The sequence below is a fragment of the Achromobacter sp. genome (genome assembly GCF_032102605.1).
GTDB lineage: Bacteria > Pseudomonadota > Gammaproteobacteria > Burkholderiales > Burkholderiaceae_B > Achromobacter.
On sequence record NZ_DAMDGT010000012.1, the window covers coordinates 104,040 to 126,765 of the forward strand.

The 22,726-nt window shown below is 64.3% G+C and carries 18 protein-coding genes; 10 read left to right on the forward strand and 8 right to left on the reverse strand.

What is annotated here, in order from left to right; genetic code table 11:
* Nucleotides 1-17: 17 nt before the first annotated feature.
* The 3 genes from RT614_RS22960 (at nt 18) to RT614_RS22970 (ending at nt 3,254) form a co-directional block, all read left to right on the forward strand.
* Nucleotides 18-1,322: a homoserine dehydrogenase gene (locus RT614_RS22960; RefSeq protein WP_313624498.1), complete on the forward strand. Its 1,305-nt coding sequence runs from the start codon at nt 18-20 to the stop codon at nt 1,320-1,322.
* 121 nt (nt 1,323-1,443) lie between these two features.
* Nucleotides 1,444-2,853: a threonine synthase gene (thrC, locus tag RT614_RS22965; RefSeq protein WP_313624470.1), complete on the forward strand. Its 1,410-nt coding sequence runs from the start codon at nt 1,444-1,446 to the stop codon at nt 2,851-2,853.
* A 179-nt stretch (nt 2,854-3,032) separates the two neighbouring features.
* On the forward strand, nt 3,033-3,254 hold the full coding sequence (locus RT614_RS22970) for a YgdI/YgdR family lipoprotein (protein WP_313624471.1): 222 nt from the start codon (nt 3,033-3,035) through the stop codon (nt 3,252-3,254).
* Between the two features lie 82 nt (nt 3,255-3,336).
* On the opposite strand, the gene RT614_RS22975 is transcribed toward RT614_RS22970, so the two are convergent.
* On the reverse strand, nt 3,337-4,356 hold the full coding sequence (locus RT614_RS22975) for a class 1 fructose-bisphosphatase (protein WP_313624472.1): 1,020 nt from the start codon (nt 4,354-4,356) through the stop codon (nt 3,337-3,339).
* 9 nt (nt 4,357-4,365) lie between these two features.
* Nucleotides 4,366-7,071 carry an aminopeptidase N gene (pepN, locus tag RT614_RS22980; protein WP_313624473.1) on the reverse strand — a complete coding sequence of 902 codons (2,706 nt, stop codon included), beginning with the start codon at nt 7,069-7,071 and terminating at the stop codon, nt 4,366-4,368.
* A 148-nt stretch (nt 7,072-7,219) separates the two neighbouring features.
* On the opposite strand from pepN, the gene RT614_RS22985 reads away from it, so the two are divergent.
* Entirely contained in the window at nt 7,220-7,870 is a 651-nt protein-coding gene (locus RT614_RS22985) for a DUF4136 domain-containing protein (protein WP_313624474.1), read from the forward strand.
* 89 nt (nt 7,871-7,959) lie between these two features.
* Here RT614_RS22985 and RT614_RS22990 read toward each other — a convergent pair whose 3' ends face one another.
* Entirely contained in the window at nt 7,960-8,340 is a 381-nt protein-coding gene (locus tag RT614_RS22990; RefSeq protein WP_313624475.1) for an H-NS histone family protein, read from the reverse strand.
* Between the two features lie 740 nt (nt 8,341-9,080).
* Here RT614_RS22990 and tldD point away from each other — a divergent pair.
* From tldD to glcF, 6 genes are all read left to right on the forward strand, one after another.
* Nucleotides 9,081-10,541 carry a metalloprotease TldD gene (gene tldD, locus RT614_RS22995; RefSeq protein WP_313624476.1) on the forward strand — a complete coding sequence of 487 codons (1,461 nt, stop codon included), beginning with the start codon at nt 9,081-9,083 and terminating at the stop codon, nt 10,539-10,541.
* 245 nt (nt 10,542-10,786) lie between these two features.
* Complete coding sequence (gene aroG / locus RT614_RS23000; RefSeq protein WP_313624477.1) at nt 10,787-11,860, forward strand: 3-deoxy-7-phosphoheptulonate synthase AroG; 1,074 nt, start codon at nt 10,787-10,789, stop codon at nt 11,858-11,860.
* A 99-nt stretch (nt 11,861-11,959) separates the two neighbouring features.
* Nucleotides 11,960-13,369, forward strand: coding sequence for an FAD-binding oxidoreductase (locus RT614_RS23005; protein WP_313624478.1), 1,410 nt, complete (start codon nt 11,960-11,962; stop codon nt 13,367-13,369).
* A 245-nt stretch (nt 13,370-13,614) separates the two neighbouring features.
* A complete protein-coding gene (locus tag RT614_RS23010) occupies nt 13,615-15,114 on the forward strand; it encodes an FAD-linked oxidase C-terminal domain-containing protein (protein ID WP_313624479.1) in 1,500 nt (499 codons plus the stop codon).
* Nucleotides 15,115-15,126: 12 nt separating this feature from the next.
* The gene (gene glcE / locus RT614_RS23015) at nt 15,127-16,233 is read left to right on the forward strand and encodes a glycolate oxidase subunit GlcE (protein ID WP_313624480.1); all 1,107 of its coding nucleotides are present in this window, start codon (nt 15,127-15,129) and stop codon (nt 16,231-16,233) included.
* Between the two features lie 6 nt (nt 16,234-16,239).
* Nucleotides 16,240-17,475 (forward strand): glycolate oxidase subunit GlcF, encoded by a 1,236-nt coding sequence (glcF, locus tag RT614_RS23020; protein ID WP_313624481.1) that lies wholly within the window; start codon nt 16,240-16,242, stop codon nt 17,473-17,475.
* Nucleotides 17,476-17,571: 96 nt separating this feature from the next.
* On the opposite strand, the gene RT614_RS23025 is transcribed toward glcF, so the two are convergent.
* The 5 genes from RT614_RS23025 to RT614_RS23045 all read right to left on the reverse strand — a co-directional run bounded on the left by RT614_RS23025 (nt 17,572) and on the right by RT614_RS23045 (nt 22,570).
* A complete protein-coding gene (locus RT614_RS23025) occupies nt 17,572-19,011 on the reverse strand; it encodes an NAD(P)(+) transhydrogenase (Re/Si-specific) subunit beta (RefSeq protein WP_313624482.1) in 1,440 nt (479 codons plus the stop codon).
* Entirely contained in the window at nt 19,008-19,325 is a 318-nt protein-coding gene (locus tag RT614_RS23030) for an NAD(P) transhydrogenase subunit alpha (RefSeq protein ID WP_006224972.1), read from the reverse strand. Before RT614_RS23030 ends, RT614_RS23025 begins: the two co-directional genes overlap by 4 nt.
* Before the next feature lie 2 nt (nt 19,326-19,327).
* Nucleotides 19,328-20,446, reverse strand: a complete 1,119-nt coding sequence (locus RT614_RS23035) for a Re/Si-specific NAD(P)(+) transhydrogenase subunit alpha (protein ID WP_313624483.1) — start codon at nt 20,444-20,446, stop codon at nt 19,328-19,330.
* 191 nt (nt 20,447-20,637) lie between these two features.
* On the reverse strand, nt 20,638-21,513 hold the full coding sequence (locus tag RT614_RS23040; RefSeq protein ID WP_313624484.1) for an N-formylglutamate amidohydrolase: 876 nt from the start codon (nt 21,511-21,513) through the stop codon (nt 20,638-20,640).
* Between the two features lie 67 nt (nt 21,514-21,580).
* Complete coding sequence (locus RT614_RS23045; RefSeq protein ID WP_313624485.1) at nt 21,581-22,570, reverse strand: tripartite tricarboxylate transporter substrate binding protein; 990 nt, start codon at nt 22,568-22,570, stop codon at nt 21,581-21,583.
* Nucleotides 22,571-22,726: the final 156 nt, after the last annotated feature.

Here is a 22,726-nt window from a genome sequence, read left to right on the forward strand (position 1 = left end):
CCGCAGAGGGCGGCGCGATGAAACCCATGAAGGTGGGCCTGCTTGGTCTTGGTGTGGTTGGCGGCGGCACGTGGACCGTGCTGTCACGCAACGCCGAGGAAATCGCACGCCGCGCCGGCCGTCGCATCGAAGTGACCCGCGCCGCCGTGCGCGACGTCGCCAAGGCGCGTGCGCGTGTGGGCGATTCCATCCTGGTCGACACCGATGTGCGCGCGCTGGTGCGCGATCCTGAAATCGACATCGTCGTCGAACTGATCGGCGGCGACACGCTGGCCCGCGAGCTGGTGCTGGAAGCCATCGCCAACGGCAAGCATGTGGTCACTGCCAACAAGGCCTTGCTGGCCAAGCACGGCAACGAAATCTTCGCCGCCGCCTCCGAGCGTGGCGTGATGGTGAACTTCGAAGCTGCCGTCGCGGGCGGCATCCCCATCATCAAGGCGATTCGCGAAGGCCTCACCGCCAACCGCATCCAGTGGGTGGCCGGCATCATCAACGGCACCACGAACTTCATCCTGTCCGAAATGCGTTCGCGCGGCCTCCCGTTCGCCGACGTGCTGGCTGAAGCGCAGCGCCTGGGCTACGCCGAAGCCGATCCGACGTTCGACGTGGAAGGCGTGGACGCCGCGCACAAGCTGACCTTGCTGGCGTCGCTGGCTTTCGGCGTGCCCGTGCAATTCGACCGCGCCCACATCGAAGGCATTTCGCAGCTTGCCGCCGAAGACATCGAGCACGCCGAGCGCCTGGGCTATCGCATCAAGCTGCTTGGCATCACCAAGCGCCGCCCCGACGGCATCGAACTGCGCGTGCATCCGGCGCTGGTTCCTTCCGAGCGCCTGCTGGCGAACGTCGAAGGCGCGATGAACGCGGTGCTGGTCAAGGGCGACGCCGTCGGCCCGACGCTCTACTACGGCCAAGGCGCGGGCGAAGAACCCACCGCTTCGGCCGTCGTGGCCGACCTGGTGGACGTGACGCGCCTGCACACGGCGGATCCGGGCAACCGGGTGCCGCACCTGGCGTTCCAGCCGGACGCGATGTCGGACACGCCGATCCTCCCGATCGAGCAGGTCAGCACGTCGTATTACCTGCGCTTGCGCGTCGACGACCAGCCCGGCGTGCTGGCGGACATTGCCCGCCTGCTGGCCGACCGTTCCATCTCCATCGGATCGATGATCCAGCAGCCCTCGCACATCGGCGGCGCCGATATCATTTTCCTGACGCACGAGGCCGTGGAAGGCAACGTCAACGAGGCTATCGAACGCATCGAGGCATTGCCTTTCGTGCGATCCAAGGTCACGCGTCTGCGTGTGGAACACCTGACATGAAGACCCATTCCCGAAGCGGGTCCGGCGCTTGCCCCTGCGGCAAGCGCCGCGCGCGGACCGGCACAGCCGGCTCCGCCCGAGCCCGGATCGGGAACGTTGGGCTCAGCATGGAGCAATCAGCATGAAATACATCTCTACCCGCGGCGGCATGGCCGCGCTGGAATTCTCCGACATCCTGCTGGAAGGCCTGGCGCCGGACGGCGGCCTGGCGGTACCGGAAACGCTGCCGCAGGTGTCCGGTGAAACGCTGGAATCCTGGCGTGGCCTGCCGTATGCCGACCTGGCCTTCGAAGTGCTGTCGCTGTTCGCGACGGACATCCCCGCGGACGATCTGCGCCGCCTGACCCGCGCGGCCTACACGCCCCAGACGTTCAACAGCGAGGACATCGTCCCGCTGCGTCCGTTGGATGGCGGTCTGTCGTTGCTGGGCCTGTCCGAGGGGCCGACGCTGGCCTTCAAGGACATGGCGATGCAATTCCTTGGCCAGGTGTTCGAATACGTGCTCGCCAAGCGGGACACGACGCTGAACATCGTGGGCGCCACGTCAGGCGACACGGGCTCGGCGGCGGAATACGCCTTGCGCGGCAAGAAGGGGGTGGCGGTGTTCATGTTGTCGCCCCACGGCCGCATGAGCGCGTTCCAGCGCGCGCAGATGTATTCGCTGCAGGACGAAAACATCCACAACATCGCCGTGCGCGGCGTGTTCGACGAAGCCCAGGACATCGTCAAGGCCTTGGCCGGCGACTTGGACTTCAAGACCCGCTACCGTCTGGGCGCAGTGAACTCCATCAATTGGGCGCGCATCGCGGCCCAGGTGGTGTATTACTTCCACGGCTGGCTGCGGGCCACCGAAAAGCCGGGTCAGCAGGTGTCGTTCGCCGTTCCTTCGGGCAACTTCGGCAACATCCTGTCGGGCCATATCGCGCGCAGCATGGGCTTGCCCATCCGCCGCCTGGTCCTGGCCACGAACGAGAACAACGTGCTGGAAGAATTTTTCCGTACTGGCGTCTACCGTCCGCGTCCGGCCGAACAGACCTACGCAACCTCCAGCCCGTCGATGGACATTTCGCGCGCGTCCAACTTTGAACGCTTCGTCTTCGACCTGGTGGGGCGCGATACCGCGCGCGTGAAGGAACTGTGGACGGCGCTTGCCCGCGATGGGTCGTTCGACCTGTCCGACCTGATGGCGCATTTCGAATCGCGTTACGGCTTCGTGTCCGGCGCCAGCACGCATGCAGACCGCCTCGCGACGATTCGCTCGCTGTACGACGCCACCGGCGTGTTGGTCGACCCGCATACTGCCGATGGGGTGAAGGTCGCGCGCGAATTCGTCGAGCCCGGCGTGCCCATGCTGGTGCTGGAAACGGCGTTGCCCGCCAAATTCTCCGAAACCATCGAGGAGGCGCTTGGGCGTCCGGCCACGCCGCCGGGCAACCTGGCCGACCTCGAATCCTTGCCGCAACGCGTGGAAATCATGGACTGCAACGAAGCGTCCGTACGCCGTTTCATCGAGGCAAACGCCAAGGTGTAAACCACGCTTGCCGCTTGTGTACGGTTGCAACCCCTCGCTGGTGCCTCCTGCGAGGGGTTTTTCATTATTGGGGCCGGGGTAGTTTTACGTTCTTATGCATTTTGCCGACAAGCCGACACGATTTTGGGGGCGGATTCCGATAGAGTGAAATCACCCATTCACACTCGGAGAACACGACCATGAAGCTGAAGACCATGACGTTGGCCCTGGTGATGACCGGCTTTGGAGTACTGGCCGGATGCTCGTCCCCCTCGGTTATCAACCAACGCGACGGCTCTTCGACCGTAGCGCCCGATGAGCCCGAATACGACAAGAAGTCGGGCATGTACGAATACGAACAAAACGGCAAGAAGGTTCAGGTCAACAAGGACGACGTGAAGTCGATCGAAGAGGTCAAGTAAACTAACTTGGCCGCCTGAACCAAAAAAAGCCCCGGCTGTCATGCCGGGGCTTTTGCATTGACGCGCAGTGTGCGCGGGCGCCTTACTTGCCCGCGTCTTCCGCGTGATAGCGGCCCACGCGTTCCACTTCGTTCCTGGAACCCAGAATCACGCTGACGCGCTGGTGCAGCTTTTCAGGCTGGATGTCCATGATGCGTTGTTCGCCGTTGATGGCGGCGCCGCCGGCTTGCTCGATCAGGAAGCTCATGGGATTGGCTTCGTACATCAGGCGCAGCTTGCCGGCCTTGCCGGGCTCACGCGCATCCCAGGGATACATGAAAATGCCGCCGCGGGTAAGAATGCGATGCACGTCCGCCACCATGGACGCGATCCACCGCATATTGAAGTCCTTGCCCAGCGGACCGGTCGAACCGGCCAGGCAGTCGTCGATGTAGCGTTTGACCGGCGGGGCCCAGTGACGCATGTTCGACATGTTGATGGCGAATTCCTTGGTGTCCTCCGGCACGCGGATGTTGTCGTGGGTAAGCACCCACGAGCCCATCTCGCGATCCAGCGTGAAGCCCACCACGCCATTGCCGATGGTCAGGACCAGCATCGTCTGCGGGCCGTAGACGGCATAACCGGCCACCACCTGCTTGTTGCCCGGCTGCAGGAAATCGGCTTCGCAAACAGGCGCGCCCGAAACGTTATGGGGCGCATGCAGCACGGAAAAGATCGTGCCGATCGAGACGTTCACGTCGATGTTGGACGAACCGTCCAGGGGATCGAACAGCAGCAGGTATTCGCCTTTGGGGTAGCGGTTCGGGATCAGATGGATGGTTTCCATCTCTTCCGAGGCCATGGCCGCAAGGTGGCCGCCCCATTCGTTGGCTTCGAGCAGGATTTCGTTGGACAGCACATCCAGTTTCTTCTGGACTTCGCCCTGGACGTTTTCGCTTTCCAGGCTGCCCAGGACGCCGCCGAGCGCGCCCTTGCTGACGGCATGGCTGATGGCCTTGCAGGCGCGTGCCACCACTTCGATGAGCAGCCGCACTTCCGGGGCAAGGGCTTGGGTGGAGCGCTGTTGCTCCACCAGATATTGAGTGAGTGTCTTACGTTTCAAAAGGGTCTCCTATGCTGCGAATTCCAAAGCCTTGGATACGATTTCCTGTACGTTGCGCGACAAGCCTTCGTGCTGGCGCACCTTCTGCAGGGCTGCCTGCATGGGCGCGCGGAGCGAGGGCACGAAGCGCGACCAGTTGTCCAGCGCGCGCGCCAGGCGCGCGGCGATTTCCGGATTGAGCGCGTCCAGGGCCAGGACCTGTTCGGCCCAGAACGCGTAGCCAGAACCGTCGGGGTGATGCATGCCCCGCGCGTTGTTCAGGCAGAACTGAAAGATCAGCGCGCGCGCGCGATTGGGATTGCGCAACGTGAAGGCCGGATGCGCCATGAGCTCGCGCGCAGTCTGCACCGTGGTCGAGCGGGCGGCGGCCTGCAGGCCGAACCACTTGTCCACCACCAGCGGGTTGCTGCTCCATTTTTCGTAGAAGCCGGCCAGCGCATCCTGCGGATAAGCGCCTTGTCCGAAATTGACCAGGGCGGACAGGGCGGCGATGCTGTCGGTCATGTTGCCGGCCGTGGCGTATTGCCGTTCGGCCAGGCGCTGGGCTTCCTGTTCGCCCGCCGCCATGAGATGGCTGAGCGCAAGGTTCTTCAGCGCCCGCTTGCCTGCCGGGACAGGCGCGGGGCTGTATTCGCCGGGCGTCTGGTTGTCGTCGAAGACTAGTCGCAACTCGGCTTCCAGCTGCCGGCCCAGTTCGGCGCGCAGGAAGTCGCGGGCCACGGCAAGGGCGGGCGGGTCGACTTGCTGCATGCGTTCGGCCAAAGTCTTTTCCGAAGGCAGGGCCAGCGCGCGCGCGCGATAGGCGGCGTCCAGCGCCGGATCGGTGAGCAACGCACGCCATGCTTCGACGAAGGCGGCGTCGGCGTGCAGGGTGCGGCCGGACTGGCGGGCCTCGGCCAGAGCAAGGATCTGCCGCGTGGCCAGTTCCTGCCCTGCCTCCCAGCGTGCGAACGGGTTGCTGTCGTGCGCCGACAGCAGCGCCAGTTCCTCGTCCGACCAGTCGTAATCCACGATGACGGGAGCCGAGAAGTCGCGCAGCAGAGAGGGCACGGGACGGTCCGCGATATCGTCGAACACCCACTGCTGGCTTTGCGTAGTCAGTTCCAACAGTGCGGTGTCTGCAACCGCGCCTTCGTGGCGCAGCGGCAGGGCGCGCCCGTCGCGGTCCAGCAGGCCGATCGCAAAGGGGATGTGATAGGGCGACTTGACGTAGTCAGGGCCGGCCTTTTTTTCCACGCCCACGGACGGGCTCGCCTGCGTAAGCGTAATGGTGCAGCGGCGGGCGGCGGCGTCGTGGTCGAGTTTGACGGTGACGCGAGGCGTGCCTGCCTGGCGATACCAGCGGCGGAACACGGAAAAGTCGCGTCCCGGGTGCTTGCGCACGTATACCGACTCCATGGCGTCGACGAAGTCGTCGCACGTCACGGCCTGGCCGTCATGGCGGCGAAAGTATTCGTCCATGCCGGCGCGGAATCCTTCTTCGCCCAGCAGGGTGTGCTGCATGCGGATGACCTCGGCGCCTTTCTCGTACACGGTGGCCGTGTAGAAGTTGCCGATCTCCTGGTAGCTTTCCGGGCGGATGGGATGCGCCATCGGGCCGGCGTCTTCGGGGAACTGCGCGGCGCGCAAGGCGACCACGTCGTCGATGCGCTTGACGGCGCGGGCGCTGGCCGCGGCTGTGGCGTCCATGTCGTCCGCCATCATGTCGGCGCTGAATTCCTGGTCGCGGAATACGGTCAGCCCTTCCTTCAGGCTCAACTGGAACCAGTCGCGGCATGTGACTCGGTTACCCGTCCAGTTGTGGAAGTACTCATGCCCAATGACGGACTCGATGCCTTCATAGTTGGCGTCGGTAGCGGTGTCGGCGTCGGCCAGGACGTACGCGGCGTTGAAGATATTCAGGCCTTTGTTCTCCATGGCTCCCATATTGAAGTCATGGACGGCGACGATCATGAAGCGGTCCAGATCCAGTTCCAGGCCGAAGCGGTTTTCGTCCCAGCGCAGTGCGCGCACCAGCGAATCCAGCGCCCATTCGGTCTTGGTTTCGGAGCCGGGGTCGCTATAGACCTGCAGGAGCACGTCGCGTCCGCTGGCCGTCTTCACCGTGGTTTCCCGGTGCGTCAGATTGCCAGCCACCAGTGCGAACAGGTAGCACGGCTTGGGGAAGGGGTCTTCCCATTCGACTTCGTTGCGGCCATCCGGAAGCTGTCGCGAGGCGATCAGGTTGCCGTTGGACAGCAGCACCGGATAGTCCGGCCGTGCGCGCAGCGTGACGCGGTAGCGCGACATGACGTCGGGCCGGTCGGCAAACCAGGTGATCCGACGAAACCCCTCGGCCTCGCACTGCGTGAAGAAATTGCCGCCCGATACATACAGGCCCATCAGCGTGGAATTGGCGGACGGCTTGCAGCGGCTGACGATCTCGACCGTGGCGGCGGGGGGCAGGCCGTGCAGGATGAGGCTGTGTTCGGACAGTTGGTAGCGATCAGCGGGCAGGGCCACGCCATCCACACCTACCGAGACGAGTTCCAGCTCTTCTCCGTCCAGGACCAGGGCGGCGTCGGCGTTGGCTTCGGACTTGCGCTGCACCTGCATGGTGCAGCGGACTTCGGTCGCATCCGGCGCGAGATCGAAGGCCAGCGCGACTTCGGGAATTTCGTAGGGGTAGGGCTGGTAATCCTTGCGGTAGACGGTAACGGGCGTTTCAGTGCGCATGGGATTGCAGTCCGATATGAACGAGGACCCTATTGTAGTGGCTGGCCGCAGAGCGCACGCTGGGGCATTCGGGCTAGCCTTAAACTTTTGGCAAGCGCGTATGTCAAACCTCGGTAAGATGGGCGCCGTCGCGCAAGAGGAGTCGCAAATGTCCGCAAGATTTTTGTTCGGCAATGTAGCCCGATGGACAGGCATATTGGCCGTGCTCGGCGCGCTGGCGTTAACAGGATGTGCAGCGCCGACCGTGTCGGCCAGGGTAACGTCGTTTCAGCAGTGGCCGGCGGCCGTGGAAGGCCAAACCTACCAGTTCGTGCCGGCGGATTCGTCGCAGCTCAATAATCTGGAATACCAATCCTTCCAGGACATGGTGCGCGCGGGCATCGGCGCAACAGGGCTTGTCGAGGCCCAGCCGGGCGCCAGGGGCCGTTTCGATGTGTCCTTCCGCTATGGCACTTCGCAGACCCAGGTGATGGTGCGCCGTTCCTATGATCCATATTTCTATGGTGGCTACGGTGGGTACTATGGGCCGGGGCCCTGGGGTATGGGCGCGGGTTACTGGGGCCCGGGCTACTGGGGCCCGGGCTGGGTGGATGTGCCGATGGTGGTCCAGCGCAATTCGCTGACACTCTTCATCCGCGATACCCAGCAAGGGGGCGCCGAGGTATACCGTTCCACCGCCTTCATATTGAGTGAGCGTGATGATTTCATTCGCACCATGCCCTATCTGGTGCGGGCGATATTCGACAATTTCCCGGGAAATAATGGCGCTGAACGTGAGATTCAATTCCCGGTGCAGTAAGGCGGGCCAAGCCCGCGTTGTTGCATTTCCAAAATAAAAGCGGCGCACCATGGTGGTGCGCCGCTTTATTTCTTACTGAGGAATAGCTTTTATTCCTTGATGAGAAAACTCTCGCGGGTGGCGCCGGAAGCCTCTTCGGCGGCGAGCCAGCGAGGAGCCTTGCCGCGGCCGCTCCAGGTTTCACCGGTTTGGGGGTGGCGGTACTTCGGAGCCACGGCGCGCTTGGAAGCGGTGGCGGCGCGAGCGGGGGCGCCAGCCTTGCGGCGCGGGCCGGAGGCGCGCGCGGGCTTGCCTGCGCCGAAAGCCGCGATGATTTCCTCGGGCGTGATGTCGTATTCGCGCATGGAGTTGATGATCGAGGTGATCACCGGCTTGCGACGCTTCGTTTGGAGGACTTCAGCCTTCTTTTGGAGCTTGTTGATTTCCTTTTCGATCTTTGCTTGCAGAGCTGCGTAGGTTTCTCGGGCCATGGTTTATTCCTGATTATGGAACTGCTTTAATCGCCGGCGAAGTTATGTTTATTTGTTGTGCTTCGCATAATACAGAAATTAAGCCCGGCATTTCCGATTTTCGGACTAATTACTTTGTATCAAAAGCGTCCCTCCGGGTGGCGACAGCGATTCGTCCATTCGTGCAAATCTTGGGAAGATTAATCCCAGATTTGGGACAACTTGATACAAGCGCTTGCTTGGGCGAACAAGGACGTGCAGCTCTGTCCTTACGCGGTCTGCCGGCGGTTTCCCGAGAGCGCGGGGGCGGCAAGTCCGAACTCAAACGCCGAAAGGGCAAGCAGCTGTGTTCTTCGCCGTTCCCGGCAATTGCCGGGCGAGTCGTGTGATGAGCCACCATGCAACTCTTCGGTGTCATAAATGTCCATGCATTTTGGCTTTCTCATCTTCCGGGAATGATATGGAGCCTTTGATTAGTTGTGGTCCGCCGCCAAGATTTCATTTTGGTGTCAGGTTGTATGACAAGCGCCTGATTTCAACCCCCGGTTTGCTGCCTGCGTCGAATAGTTAACTTGATATGCAATATTCCGTCCCCATCTATTAGCCGAAGATAATCCGTGACCATTTTGTCGCCCGCCGATGGGCGCGCCTTGCCGCGACTTCCTTGCAGTCGGGACGCCGGAGCCGTGTCGGCGTTACGATACGGGCTTGAGCCACTTCGCGCGCGTGCGCGGCCCAGCTGCCGTCCCTGAACAGAGCCTATGAAAATCATCGATCCCGCCATTGCATCCCTAGCCACCGCCAAATCCCTCCTGCTCGACCCCTGGGGGCTGACGGAGGCGGACATGGCGCGGGCGCTGGGTGAAATCTTCACCCACAAGGTCGATTACGCCGACCTGTACTTCCAGTACACGCGCAGTGAAGGCTGGAGCCTCGAAGAAGGGATCGTCAAGACGGGCAGTTTCTCCATCGGCCAGGGCGTGGGCGTGCGAGCCGTCAGCGGCGAAAAGACCGCCTTCGCCTATTCGGATTCCTTGTCGCCCGAAGCGCTGCTGTCTTCGGCGCATGCCGTGCGCGGCATTGCCCGGCGCGGCGCCGGCAAGGTCAAGGTCGCCGCCCACGTCGAAGCCGAGATCGGGCGCAGCCTGTATGCGGATATCGATCCCGTCGCCACCCTCAGCGCGCCAGAAAAAGTGGCGCTGCTCGAGCGCATCGAACGCATGGCGCGTGCGCGCGATCCGCACGTGATTCAGGTCATGGCCGGACTGGGTGCCGAGTACGACGTCGTGCTGGTGGCCGGCAGCGATGGCCGCCTGGCCGCGGACGTGCGGCCGCTGGTGCGCCTGTCGCTCACCGTCATCGCTGAACGCAACGGCCGTCGCGAGATGGGCCATGCCGGCGGCGGAGGCCGGTTGGGGCTGGCGTATTTCACCGACGAAATGCTGCAAGGCTACGTCGAGCGCGCGGTGCATGAGGCCATGGTCAACCTCGAAGCGCGTCCCGCTCCGGCTGGCGAAATGACTGTCGTTCTGGGCTCGGGTTGGCCCGGCATCCTGCTGCACGAGGCCGTCGGCCACGGGCTGGAAGGCGACTTCAACCGCAAGGGGTCCAGCGTGTTTTCGGGCCGGATCGGCGAGCGCGTGGCCTCCAAGGGCGTCACCGTGGTCGACGACGGCACCATTCCCGACCGTCGTGGTTCGCTCAACATCGACGACGAAGGCAATGCGACGCAACGCAATGTGCTGATCGAAGACGGCATCCTGCGCGGCTATATGCAGGACACCCTGAACGCCCGCCTGATGAAGACCGCCGCCACGGGGAACGGCCGCCGCGAATCCTTCGCGCACTTGCCCATGCCGCGCATGACCAACACCTACATGCTGGCCGGCGACAAGCCTGCCGAGGAAATCGTGTCCTCCGTCAAGCGCGGCCTCTACGCCGTCAACTTCGGCGGCGGGCAGGTCGACATCACCAGCGGCAAGTTCGTGTTCTCCGCGTCCGAGGCCTACATGATCGAGGACGGCAAGGTGACCTACCCGGTCAAGGGCGCCACCCTGATCGGCAACGGCCCCGACGCGATGAACCGCGTCACCATGATCGGAAACGACCTGCAGCTCGATTCCGGCGTGGGCACCTGCGGCAAGGATGGCCAGAGCGTGCCGGTCGGGGTGGGCATGCCGACCGTTCGCATGGAAGGCCTGACGGTCGGCGGCACGGCCTGACGCCACAAAGAAGGGCGCACGTCGGCATAAAACTGGCGTGACGCCCTAAAAAAATTGTGCTAGAGTCAATCCCCATGAAATTCGCATCCCCCGCCTTTTATTTTTATTTTTTTGGTTTTCTGAAGCCGCTGGCGGAGGAAGGGACGCGCTCAATCTGAAGTTTGGAAAGAATCCCCCAAAAAAGCCGCCAGCAAAACTGGCGGCTTTTTTTGTGCCGCCGTGGCGGGCAACCCAGGAGCAGTACCGTGTCGCACAATACCGATGACCTTCGCATTCGAGAAATCAAGGAACTGAATCCGCCGTCGCACGTGATGCGCGAATTCGCATGCACCAAGGAGGCGTCCGAAACCGTATTCGCCTCCCGCCAGGGCATGCATCGCATCCTGCACGGCATGGACGATCGCATGATCGTCGTGATCGGGCCTTGTTCCATCCATGACACGCGTGCCGCCATCGAATACGCCAAGCGCTTGAAGCCCGTGCGCGACCGGCTCAGCGCCGACCTGGAAATCGTCATGCGCGTGTACTTCGAAAAGCCGCGCACCACGGTGGGCTGGAAAGGCCTGATCAACGATCCGGATCTGGACGGCAGCTTCGACATCAACAAGGGCGTGCGCGTCGCCCGGGAATTGCTGCTCGACATCAACAGCATGGGACTGCCGGCGGGGTGCGAGTTCCTGGACATGATTACGCCGCAGTACATTGCGGACCTGGTCTCCTGGGGGGCGATCGGCGCGCGCACTACCGAAAGCCAGGTGCATCGTGAACTGGCCTCGGGACTGTCGTGTCCGGTGGGATTCAAGAACGGCACGGACGGCAACGTGAAAATCGCCGTGGACGCGATCAAGGCGGCGTCGCAGCCCCATCATTTCCTGTCGGTGACCAAGGGCGGGCATTCCGCCATCGTTTCCACCGCCGGCAACGAGGACTGCCATGTGATTCTGCGCGGCGGCAAGACGCCCAACTACGACGCCGCCAGCGTCGACGCTGCCTGCCAGGATGTGTCCAAGGCTGGGCTGGCCCAGCGCATCATGGTCGACGCCAGCCACGCCAACAGCAGCAAAAAGCCTGAGAACCAGCCGCTGGTTGTCGAAGACGTGGCGCGCCAGATGGAAGCGGGCGACGCTCGGTTGGTCGGCGTCATGGTTGAGAGCCACCTGTTGGGCGGTCGCCAGGATATGGTCCCCGGCCAGCCGCTGGTGTATGGCCAGAGCATCACTGACGGCTGCATCGACTGGGACGCGTCGGTGGCCGTGCTTGAGCGCCTGGCGCAAGCCGTGCGCGAGCGCCGCCGGGTCGCGCTGACTTCCGGCAAATAAATGTGGGGGGCGCCGTTGACCGTCAACCTGGGACGGTTGCGGCGCAGCATGCGCAGCGGCGTAGAATATTCGGATTATCGACCCCGAGACCCGCTGATCATGAACGCTCCCTTGCACGCCGAAACGTTGCGCCGCGCGGTGCCGGCCGCCTGTCTGGATGCCTTGCGCGCCCACTTTGGCGACCGCCTGTCGGAATCCGCCGCCGTTCGCGAGCACCACGGCCGCGATGAATCCCCTTATCCCGCCATGTTGCCCGACGCCGTCGTGTTCGCGCAGTCGACCGAGGACGTCGCCTACGTCGCCAAGGTGTGCAACGAGCATCGCGTGCCGCTGATTCCCTACGGAGCGGGCTCTTCACTGGAAGGCCACATCCTCGCGATCCAGGGCGGCATCAGCCTGGACCTGTCCCAGATGAACAAGGTCTTGGCCATCAATGCCGAAGACCTGACCGCCACGGTGCAGGCGGGCGTGCTGCGCAAGCAGCTCAACGAAGAAATCCGCAGCACTGGCCTGTTCTTTCCGATCGACCCCGGCGCGGACGCCAGCCTGGGCGGCATGGCCGCTACCCGCGCCTCGGGCACCAACGCCGTGCGCTACGGCACGATGCGTGAAAACGTCATGTCGCTGACGGTCGTCACGGCAGACGGGCGGATCATCCGCACCGCGGGCCGCGCACGTAAATCGTCCGCCGGCTACGATCTGACTCGTATTTTCGTGGGCAGCGAAGGCACGTTGGGCATCATCACGGAAGTGACCGTGCGGCTCTATCCGCAGCCCGAGGCCGTGTCGGCCGCCGTCTGCAACTTTCCGACGCTGGATGCAGCGGTCCAGAGCGTGATCGAAATCATCCAGATGGGTGTGCCCATCGCTCGGGTCGAATTCATGGACGCGGCCAGCGTGCGCGCCGTGAACCTGCACAGCAAGCTCACCCTGCGCGAAACTCCGCTGCTGGTGTTCGAATTCCACGGCAGTCCCGCAGGCGTGCAGGAGCAGGCGGAAACCGTCCAGGCCATCACGGCCGAGCACGGCGGCATGGATTTCGAATGGGCCGAACGCCCCGAAGACCGTAGCCGGCTCTGGACCGCTCGCCATAATGCCTATTTCGCAGGCCTGCAGTTGCGGCCCGGCTGCCGCGCCAGCACCACCGACGTCTGCGTGCCGATTTCGCGTCTGGCCGATTGCGTGCGCGACACCGTCGAGGAGCTGGACCGCGCAAGCTTCCCGTACACGATCGTCGGCCACGTCGGCGACGGCAACTTCCACGTGCTCATGCTGCTGGACGCCGACAGCGCCCAGGAATGGCAGGAATCGGAAGCCATCAACCACAACCTCGTGCGCCGGGCCATCGCTGCCGACGGCACGTGCACGGGCGAACACGGCGTGGGCCTGCACAAGATGCAGTTCATGGCGGAAGAGCACGGCGAGGACGCGCTGGATCTGATGCGCAGCCTCAAGCATGCCTTCGACCCGAACAACATCCTGAATCCGGGCAAGATCGTGTCCTGGTAAGGCGCACCGCGCAGGCGCGGCGGGCGCTTCCAAACGCCGCCCGTCAGCGCGATAGCCCCCGGCGATCGCCGTCTCCGCAACCTCACATCGGTCCATCAACGGGCCGCTGTGCAGCTTTTCAGCCACAGGCCGGTCCAGGGTTTACGGCTGGTTACGACTGAATCGCCCGACTATCCTCGCGATAGCGTTAGGTGCGGGTAAATCCCGGCCTGCTTATCACGGGCGCTCGCGCTATTGTTGCGCTCATGAATTCATTGGTCGAAACTGGCCTGGCACAAGTGCAGGCGCCTTATTCGCAGCAGCAACTCATCGAGGCGTTGTCGGCCGCGTTGCCCGCGCACTGCGTGCTGTACCGCGAAGAAGACACCCGCCCATACGAGTGCGATGGTCTCTCTCTATACCGCTCCATTCCCGCGGTTGTCGCCTTGCCCGAAACCGAAGAGCAGGTGCAGGCCGTCATGCGCGTCTGCAAGCGGCTGAACACGCCCATTGTTGCGCGCGGCGCAGGAACGGGGCTGTCGGGCGGCGCCATGCCGCACAGCCAGGGCGTGCTGCTGGGGCTGTCCAAGTTCAACCGCATCAAGCATATCGACCTGGCCAGCGCCACGGCCATCGTCGAGCCGGGCGTGCGCAATCTGGCGATCTCCGAAGCTGTCTCGCCTTACGGGCTTTACTATGCGCCGGATCCGTCCAGCCAGATCGCATGCTCGATCGGCGGCAACGTGGCGGAAAACTCCGGCGGCGTGCATTGCCTGAAGTACGGGCTGACCGTGCACAACGTGCTGCGGGTGCGCGTGGTCACGATAGACGGCGACGTGGTGGAACTGGGATCCGAGGCGCCCGACGCGCCGGGGCTGGACTTGCTGTCCGTCTTCGTCGGATCCGAGGGCATGCTGGGCGTGGTCACGGAAGTGACCGTCAAGTTGATCCCGAAGCCTGCCTGCGCGCAGGTCGTGATGGCCAGTTTTTCCAGCGTCGAGGCGGCCGGCAATGCGGTCACGCAGGTGATCGCGGCCGGCATGATCCCCGCAGGCCTTGAAATGATGGACCGGCGCGCTACGCAGATGGTCGAGCCCTTCGTGCGGGCCGGCTACGATCTGGACGCACAGGCCATACTGCTGTGCGAATCGGACGGAACGCCCGAAGAGGTCGCGCACGAGATTGCGCGGATGGAGGCGGTGTTCCGCGAAGCCGGCGCCACGCGTTGCCAGGTGTCGGCGTCCGAGGCCGAGCGACTGAAATTTTGGGCAGGACGCAAGAACGCGTTTCCTGCCGCCGGACGCGTGTCGCCCGATTACTACTGCATGGACGGCACGATTCCGCGCCGCCATCTGGCGCGTGTGCTGGGCGCCATCGAGCAAATGGAAGACGAATTCGGCCTGCGATGCGCCAACGTCTTTCACGCCGGCGACGGCAATCTGCATCCGCTGATCCTGTTTGATTCGAATAAGCCGGACGAGGTGGAGCGCGCCGAGAAATTTGGCGCCGCCATTCTTGAGCTGTGCGTGCAGGTGGGAGGAACCGTGACTGGAGAGCACGGTGTAGGAATGGAGAAGATAAATCAAATGTGCGTGCAATTCTCTCGCGAAGAACTCGACGCGTTCCTGGCGGTAAAGCGGGCCTTCGATCCGCCGTGCCTGCTCAATCCTGAAAAGGTCATTCCCACGCTGGCTCGCTGCGCCGAATACGGCAAGATGCACGTCCATGCGGGAGAACTGCGCTTCCCCGATCTCGCCCGTTTCTAGGACGCATCCCTTATGGATTTTGTCCTGTCGGAATTGTGCGACCAGGTCATGACGGCGCGTGCCGGACACAAACCCCTGTTCGTGATGGGAGGCGGCAGCAAACGGTTCTATGGCAACTACCGGCCGATCCGGCCGCAGGATGGCCATTGCCTGCTCGACATGACGCCCTACCGAGGCATCGTCAGCTATCACCCGTCGGAGCTTGTGGTGACCGTGCGCGCGGGCACGCCGCTGGCCGAGCTTGAGGCCGCGCTGGCCGAGCATGGCCAGATGCTGGCGTTCGAACCGCCGCATTTCGCGCCGTCCGCGACGGTAGGCGGATGCGTGGCCGCCGGCCTGTCGGGCCCGCGCCGCATGAACGCGGGCGCCTTGAAGGATTTCGTGCTGGGGGCTCAGTTGCTGGATTCGGAAGGGCGCATCCTGTCGTTTGGCGGCGAGGTCATGAAGAACGTGGCGGGGTATGACGTGTCCCGCCTGCTGGCCGGCTCGCACGGCATCTTCGGCGCCATTCTGGAGGTGTCGCTCAAGGTCGTTCCCAAGCCGATGCAGGAGCTGACGCTGGTGCTGCCCGCCACGCAGGCGCAGGCGCTGGCCAATTTTGCATTCTGGCGCGGGAAGCCGCTGCCGATCTCGGCCACCAGCTGGACGAGCGACGGGGGCGGCGCCGACGGCTTGACGACGGTGCGCCTGTCGGGCGCGCCGCCGGCTCTGGCGAGCGCGCGCCAGGTGATCGGCGGGGATCCGCTGTCGCCCGATGCGGCCGAGGCCTGGTGGCGTTCGCTGCGCGAGCAGACCCATGCATTCTTCGCGCCGAACCAGCCCTTGTGGCGCCTGGCGTTGCCGCCGACCGCGGCAGATCTTGGACTGGGGGCCACGCTGCTGGAATGGGGCGGCGGGCAGCGCTGGCTGTCCGGCGCGCGCGACGCGGCCGAGCTGCGGGAGGTTGCGGCGCGGCACGGAGGCCACGCGACGCTGTTCCGCCCCGCGCACTCAAAGCCGCCCGCCGACGGCGTATTCCATCCGCTGGCGCCGGGCGTCGGCGCGATCACGCGCCGACTGAAGCAAGAACTCGATCCCGCCGGCCTGTTCAATCCGGGCCGCCTGGTCCTGGAGCTATAACGCATCATGCAAACCAATCTGGCATCCTGGGCAAGCGGCACGGACCTGGGCAATGAGGCGGACGCCATATTGCGTCGTTGCGTGCATTGCGGGTTCTGCACGGCCACCTGTCCGACCTACCAGGTCCTGGGCGACGAGCTGGACAGTCCGCGCGGGCGCATCTACCTGATCAAGCAGGTGCTCGAAGGCAAGGAGCCCACGCAGTCCACGCAACAGCACCTGGACCGCTGCCTGACCTGCCGCAACTGCGAAACCACGTGCCCATCGGGCGTGGAATACGGCCATCTGGTCGATATCGGCCGCAAGATCGTGGACGAGCGCGTGGATCGCTCGTGGGCGGACAAGACCAAGCGCGGCGTGCTGCGGCGGGCCATGCTGTCGCCTTTGTTCGGACCGGCGATGCGGCTGGGGCAAAGCTTGCGCGGGCTGCTGCCGCAGTCGCTCAAACGCAAGGTTCCCGAGCGACGCGACCCAGGCGAGCTGCCGCAGGTGACCCACCATACGCGACAAGTGCTGATGCTGGCCGGCTGCGTTCAGCCAGCCATGATGCCCACCATCGACGCCGCGACGATCCGTGTGCTGGATGCGGTTGGCATCGGCGCGCGCATCGCGCCGGGCGCGGGCTGCTGCGGCGCGGTCAGTTTCCATCTGGACGCGCAGGACGAGGCCGTGGCGCAGATGCGCGCCAACATCGATGCCTGGTGGCCGTTGGTTCAGGATGGCAAGGTCGAGGCCATCGTGATGAACGCCTCGGGGTGTGGCGCCATGGTGAAGGAATATGCCCATCACCTGCGGCACGACCCGGCGTATGCGCAAAAGGCCGCGGACATCGTGGCGCTGGTCAAGGATGTGGCCGAGATCGTCGCGCCCCACGGCGCGCAACTGCGTGCACGCTTGCCGGCGGGCTCGCGGGCGGCGTTCCATCCGCCTTGCACTTTGCAGCACTGGCAGGGACTGCGCCCTCTGTCCGAGCAGTTGCTGGTCGACCTGGGATTCGAACTGCAGCCGTTTGCGGACAAGCATCTTTGCTGCGGATCGGCAGGGGCGTATTCGGTGCTGAATCCGGAGATCGCGCTGGAGCTGCGGGACCGCAAACTGGGGGCGATCGCAGCGTCCAGCCCCGATGTGATCCTGTCGGCCAACATCGGCTGCATCGGCCATCTGCAGAGCGGCACCGATACCCCGGTGCGGCACTGGGTCGAGGTGGTGGACGAACAATTGCGCAAGTCAGGTCCGGCGTAGCGCCGGCTCGCGCGGTCCAGCTCCCGGGTTCGCGCCACAACGAAAACGCCCCCTTTCGGGGGCGGCAAAGCGGCGCATGAACGCGGACGGAAGCGGCTATTCCACCGCTTTCACCATGTCTTCCAGCACTTTCTTGGCGTCGCCGAAGACCATCATGGTGCGGTCCATGTAGAAGAGTTCGTTGTCGAGCCCGGCATAACCCGACGCCATGGAGCGCTTGTTCACGATGACCGTGCGCGCCCTGTAGGCTTCCAGGATGGGCATGCCCGCGATCGGCGACTTCGGGTCGTTCTTGGCCGCCGGGTTGACGACGTCGTTCGCACCAAGCACCAGCACGACGTCGGTCTGTCCGAATTCGCTGTTGATGTCTTCCATTTCGAAGACCTGGTCGTAGGGCACTTCGGCCTCGGCCAGCAGCACGTTCATGTGGCCAGGCATGCGGCCGGCGACGGGGTGGATGGCGTATTTGACCGTCACGCCGCGTTCCGTGAGCTTTTCCGCAAGTTCCTTGAGCGCGTGCTGGGCGCGCGCCACCGCCAGGCCGTAGCCCGGCACGATGGTCACGCTTTCGGCGTTGGTCATCAGGAAGGCCGCGTCATCCGGGCTGCCGGATTTGACGCTGCGCTGCTGGCCATCGCCCGCTGCCGCGCTGCTCGCGGCCTGCCCGCCGAAGCCGCCGAGGATCACGTTGAAGAACGACCGGTTCATCGCCTTGCACATGATGTAGGACAGGATGGCCCCCGACGAACCCACCAGCGAGCCCGCGATGATCAGCATGGGGTTGTTGAGCGAAAAGCCGATGCCCGCCGCCGCCCAGCCCGAATAACTGTTCAGCATCGACACGACCACGGGCATGTCCGCGCCGCCGATCGGGATGATGATCAGCACGCCCAGCACGAATGCGATGGCCGTCATGATGATGAAGGGCGTCCATTCCTGGGTCAGCATGAACCAGAAGCCGCACGCCAGCATCAGCAGCGCCAGCGCGAGGTTCAGCATGTGCTGGCCCGCGAACACGACGGGCGCGCCCTGGAACAGCCGGAACTTGTACTTGCCCGACAGCTTGCCGAACGCGATCACGGAACCCGAAAACGTGATGGCGCCCACGAACGTGCCGATGAAGAGTTCAAAGCGGTTGCCGGTGGGAATGGCCATGCCGGGCGGCGCGATGCCGAAGGCGTGGGGTTCGGCCACGACGGCGACGGCGATTGCGACGGCCGCCAGGCCGATCATGCTGTGCATGAAGGCGACCAGTTCGGGCATCTTCGTCATTTCGACGCGCTTGGCCATCAGCGTGCCGAGGGATCCGCCCACCAGCAGGCCCAGCACCACCCAGCCCAGCCCGATCGTCGCGGCGCCGCTGCGCGCCAGGCCGATGATCAGCGCTGCGGTGGTCACCACGGCGATGGCCATGCCGGCCATGCCGAAGGCGTTGCCCAGGCGCGAAGTGGTGGGGTGGGAAAGCCCCTTGAGCGCCTGGATGAAGCAAACCGAGGCGATCAGGTACAGCAGCGTGACAAGATTCAGCGAGATCATTTCGCTTCCTCCTTGCCTGGCTTGCGGTCCTTTTTCTTGAACATTTCAAGCATGCGGCGCGTGACGAGGAAGCCGCCGAACACGTTTACCGCGGCGAGCGCCACGGCGAACACGCCCATGCCGCGCGCGAGCCCGCCTTCGGTCAGCGCGGCCGCCAGCATCGCGCCCACGATGATGATCGCGGATATCGCGTTGGTGACGGCCATCAGTGGAGTGTGCAGCGCGGGCGTGACGTTCCAGACCACGTGGTAGCCGACGTAGATGGCCAGCACGAAGATGATGAGGTTCATCAGGGTGGGGTTGATCGCTTCCATGGTCAGGACCTCCGCGTCACATTGCCGCCTTCGCACACAAGGCAGGCGGCCACGATTTCATCGTCGCGCTTGATGTCCAGCGCGCCGTCCGCATTGATGATGAGCTTCAGAAAATCCAGGATGTTGCGCGCATAGAGCGCCGAGGCGTCAGTGGCCACCAGCCCGGGCAGATTCGTCAGGCCGATGATCGTGACGTCGTGCTTTTCCACGATGCGGCCTTTTTCCGACAGGGGGCAATTGCCGCCGCGTTCGACTGCAAGGTCCACCAGCACCGACCCGGGCTTCATGGCTGCGACGGTTTCGGCGGATACCAGCGTGGGCGCGGGCCGGCCCGGGATAAGCGCAGTGGTGATGACGATGTCGGCCTGCTTGCAGCGCTCGGATACCAGCGCGGCCTGGCGCGCCATCCAGGCGGGAGGCATGGATCGGGCGTAGCCGCCCGTGCCTTGCGCGATCTCGCGTTCTTCGTCGGTTTCGAAGGGCACGTCGATGAACTTGGCGCCCAGCGATTCGACCTGCTCGCGCGCGGCGGGCCGCACGTCGGAAGCTTCGACCACCGCGCCCAGGCGCTTGGCCGTGGCGATGGCCTGAAGCCCGGCCACGCCGGTGCCCAGCACGACCGCGCGGGCGGCCTTGAGCGTGCCGGCGGCGGTCATCATCATGGGGATCAGCCGGCCGTAATGGTGAGCGGCCAGCAGCACGGCCTTGTAGCCGGCCAGGTTGGCCTGCGACGACAGCACGTCCAGGCTTTGCGCGCGGGTGATGCGGGGAGCGGCCTCGAGCGCGAAGCCGGTCAGGCCCGCCGCGGCGAGTTGCGCGAGGCCTTCGGCGTCGAAGGGATCCAGCATGCCCACGACCACCGTGCCCGGCTTCATGTGAGGCAGTTCGTCGGCGGAGGGGGCGCGAACCTTCATGACCAGTTCGGCGCCCAGGGCATCCTGGGCTGAACCAAGCGTGGCGCCTGCCGCGACATAGGCGTCGTCCAGATAGCGGGCCGCACTGCCGGCGCTTCGCTCCACCACGACGGTGTGCTTGCCGCCTACATACTTCTTGACGGTCTCTGGTGTTGCTGCGACACGGGTTTCCCCGTCTCGGGTTTCTTTTGGTATCCCGATGTGCATCGACGCCTCTCCTCAGAAGGTTCGCCGTAGTTATACACGGAATGTGCGCTCTGACGCTCCCCCCGTTTGGTCCGCTTGTGCATGGGCAAAAAAAACCCCATGGCGAACCATGGGGTCAGGGTTTTGCAACCCGATTGCTCCGGCCAGTCGAACCACGCCGCTGGCCGGCACCTGCGTGCAGACGTCCGGCGTCAAGCCGCCTGCGCGCGGGTCCAGTGGATCAGCGCGGCCGTGAGGTCGCGCAGATCGGCCTTCAGGCGGCCATAGTTGTTGCTTGGACGCAGCGAGACTTCGTCCATGTAGAGCTTGCGGTTGATCTCGATCTGCAGGCTGTGGCGGCCTTCTTGCGGGCGGCCGAAGGCGCGCACCAGTTCCACACCCTTGTAGGGGTCGTTCACCGTGACGTCGTAGCCGCGTTCGCGCAGCCACGCCGCGACGAACTCGCGGAAGGCCGGGTCGCTGGTGCTGCCGTCGCGGTCGCCCAGCACGAAGTCGGGGTGGACCAGGCCGGGGCGGTCGGTGGCGAACTCGCCGGCGACGCTGGGCATGGAGTGGCAGTTGATGTGCCAGACCTTGCCGAACTTGCGATGGGCGTTGTCCAGTACCTGGCCCAGCGCAGCGTGATACGGCTTCCAGCAGGCGTCGATGCGGTGGCGAACTTCTTCGACCGTGAGCTTGCGGTCGTACAGCGGCGTGCCGTCATCGAGCATGCGCCAGATCAGGCCCTTGCCCAGCTTGACTTTCGGCGACGCGTTGACGGCTTCGGGCCAGGCGGCGTCCAGCAGCAGTTCATCGATTTCGTCGGACGCGCGATTGGCGTCGATGTACGCGCGCGGAAACGCGGCGGCGATCATCGGCACGCCCATTTCGATAGCGTCGCCCCACAAGTCGTCAACCCAGGTGTCCTCGGCAGTGCGCAACGCGCCATAGTTCACCGCGGCTGCGAAATCGGGGGGATAGGCGGTGCCGCTGTGCGGAGAGTCCAGCACGAGCGGGGCCGAGATTTCCGAATCGGGATACTGCTGCGGAAGGTCGAGGCGATAGGACAGGGGTTGGGTAATTCGCATATAGGGGTACTGCGTTCGTGAATCGGAGGTCCTCGCGCACCATCGGCGCGCGAGGACCGAAGATCGCTTAGTCGATCTTCACGTTGGCTTCTTTGGCGATGCGCTTGTTCTTGGCGATTTCCGCCGAGATCTGCGCGCCGAATTCGGCCGAGGTGTTGGCGGCCGGCGAGGCGCCCAGGGCTTCCAGACGCGTCTTGACGTCGGCTTCGGCGCTGACCTTCTGGACGGCGGCGTTCAGCTTGGCCAGCACGGGGGCGGGCAGCTTGGCCGGGGCGACCAGGCCGAACCACGACGCATCGTTCACGGCCGGCAGGCCGGCTTCGGCGAACGTGGGCACGTCGGGCAGCGAAGCCACGCGCTTGGGCGAGGCGACGGCCATGGCGATCAGGCGGCCGGACTGGACGTGCGGCAGGGTCGAGGGCAGGTTGTCATACATGACGTCGACCTGGCCGGCCAGCGCGTCGTTCAGCGCGGGGCCCACGCCGCGGTACGGCACGTGCATCAGGTCGGTGCCCGAGGCCATCTTGAAGAGTTCGCCCATCATGTGCGAGACCGAACCGTTGCCGGCCGACGCGTACGTCAGCTTGCCCGGCTGGCTCTTGGCCAGCTGGACGAATTCGGCGATGTTCTTGGCCTGGACCTTCGGGTTGATGGTCATGATGTTCGGAACGGCAGCCAGGTTCGAGACGGGCGTGAAGTCCTTCTCGCCATCGAACGGCAGGTTCGGGTAAATGGCCGGGTTGATGCCGTGCGTGCTGACGGTGGCGATACCCAGGGTATAGCCGTCCGGCGCGCTGCTGGCAACGAATGCGCTGCCGATCGAGCCGCCGGCGCCGCCGCGGTTTTCCACCACGACGGTCTGGCCCAGTTCCTTGCCCAGCTTGTCGGCGAAGAGACGGCCGACGATGTCGGTGGTGCCGCCGGGCGGGAAGGGAACGATCAGGCGGATGGGCTTGCTGGGATACGCGTCTTCGGCGTGCGCGATACCCGAGGTCAGCGGCGTGGCCAGCGTCGCAGCGGCGACACAGAGGCCCAGTACTACATTACGGCGTTGCATGAATTCCCCTAAGAATTAGAAAGCGGATGCGCAAAGGCAGACGCAAACGCAACGATTCTTTCCTGGCGGGCCTGTTTGCGCAAACGAAAGTTTCTCCGTAAGCTATGACTTTTTTTCATGCCTCTTTTTCGGCGACGGCCATCGGGCGTTACTTTT

Coding starts and splice junctions, on each gene's coding strand:
- RT614_RS22990 (WP_313624475.1), bottom strand. CDS start 8,340: ATGGCCCGAGAAACCTACGCAGCTCTGCAAGCAAAGATCGAAAAGGAA.
- RT614_RS23010 (WP_313624479.1), top strand. CDS start 13,615: ATGAATTCATTGGTCGAAACTGGCCTGGCACAAGTGCAGGCGCCTTAT.
- RT614_RS22985 (WP_313624474.1), top strand. CDS start 7,220: ATGTCCGCAAGATTTTTGTTCGGCAATGTAGCCCGATGGACAGGCATA.
- pepN (WP_313624473.1), bottom strand. CDS start 7,071: ATGCGCACTGAAACGCCCGTTACCGTCTACCGCAAGGATTACCAGCCC.
- RT614_RS23030 (WP_006224972.1), bottom strand. CDS start 19,325: ATGGAAGCGATCAACCCCACCCTGATGAACCTCATCATCTTCGTGCTG.
- RT614_RS22970 (WP_313624471.1), top strand. CDS start 3,033: ATGAAGCTGAAGACCATGACGTTGGCCCTGGTGATGACCGGCTTTGGA.
- RT614_RS23035 (WP_313624483.1), bottom strand. CDS start 20,446: ATGCACATCGGGATACCAAAAGAAACCCGAGACGGGGAAACCCGTGTC.
- RT614_RS23040 (WP_313624484.1), bottom strand. CDS start 21,513: ATGCGAATTACCCAACCCCTGTCCTATCGCCTCGACCTTCCGCAGCAG.
- glcF (WP_313624481.1), top strand. CDS start 16,240: ATGCAAACCAATCTGGCATCCTGGGCAAGCGGCACGGACCTGGGCAAT.
- glcE (WP_313624480.1), top strand. CDS start 15,127: ATGGATTTTGTCCTGTCGGAATTGTGCGACCAGGTCATGACGGCGCGT.
- RT614_RS23045 (WP_313624485.1), bottom strand. CDS start 22,570: ATGCAACGCCGTAATGTAGTACTGGGCCTCTGTGTCGCCGCTGCGACG.
- RT614_RS23005 (WP_313624478.1), top strand. CDS start 11,960: ATGAACGCTCCCTTGCACGCCGAAACGTTGCGCCGCGCGGTGCCGGCC.
- thrC (WP_313624470.1), top strand. CDS start 1,444: ATGAAATACATCTCTACCCGCGGCGGCATGGCCGCGCTGGAATTCTCC.
- tldD (WP_313624476.1), top strand. CDS start 9,081: ATGAAAATCATCGATCCCGCCATTGCATCCCTAGCCACCGCCAAATCC.
- RT614_RS22960 (WP_313624498.1), top strand. CDS start 18: ATGAAACCCATGAAGGTGGGCCTGCTTGGTCTTGGTGTGGTTGGCGGC.
- RT614_RS23025 (WP_313624482.1), bottom strand. CDS start 19,011: ATGATCTCGCTGAATCTTGTCACGCTGCTGTACCTGATCGCCTCGGTT.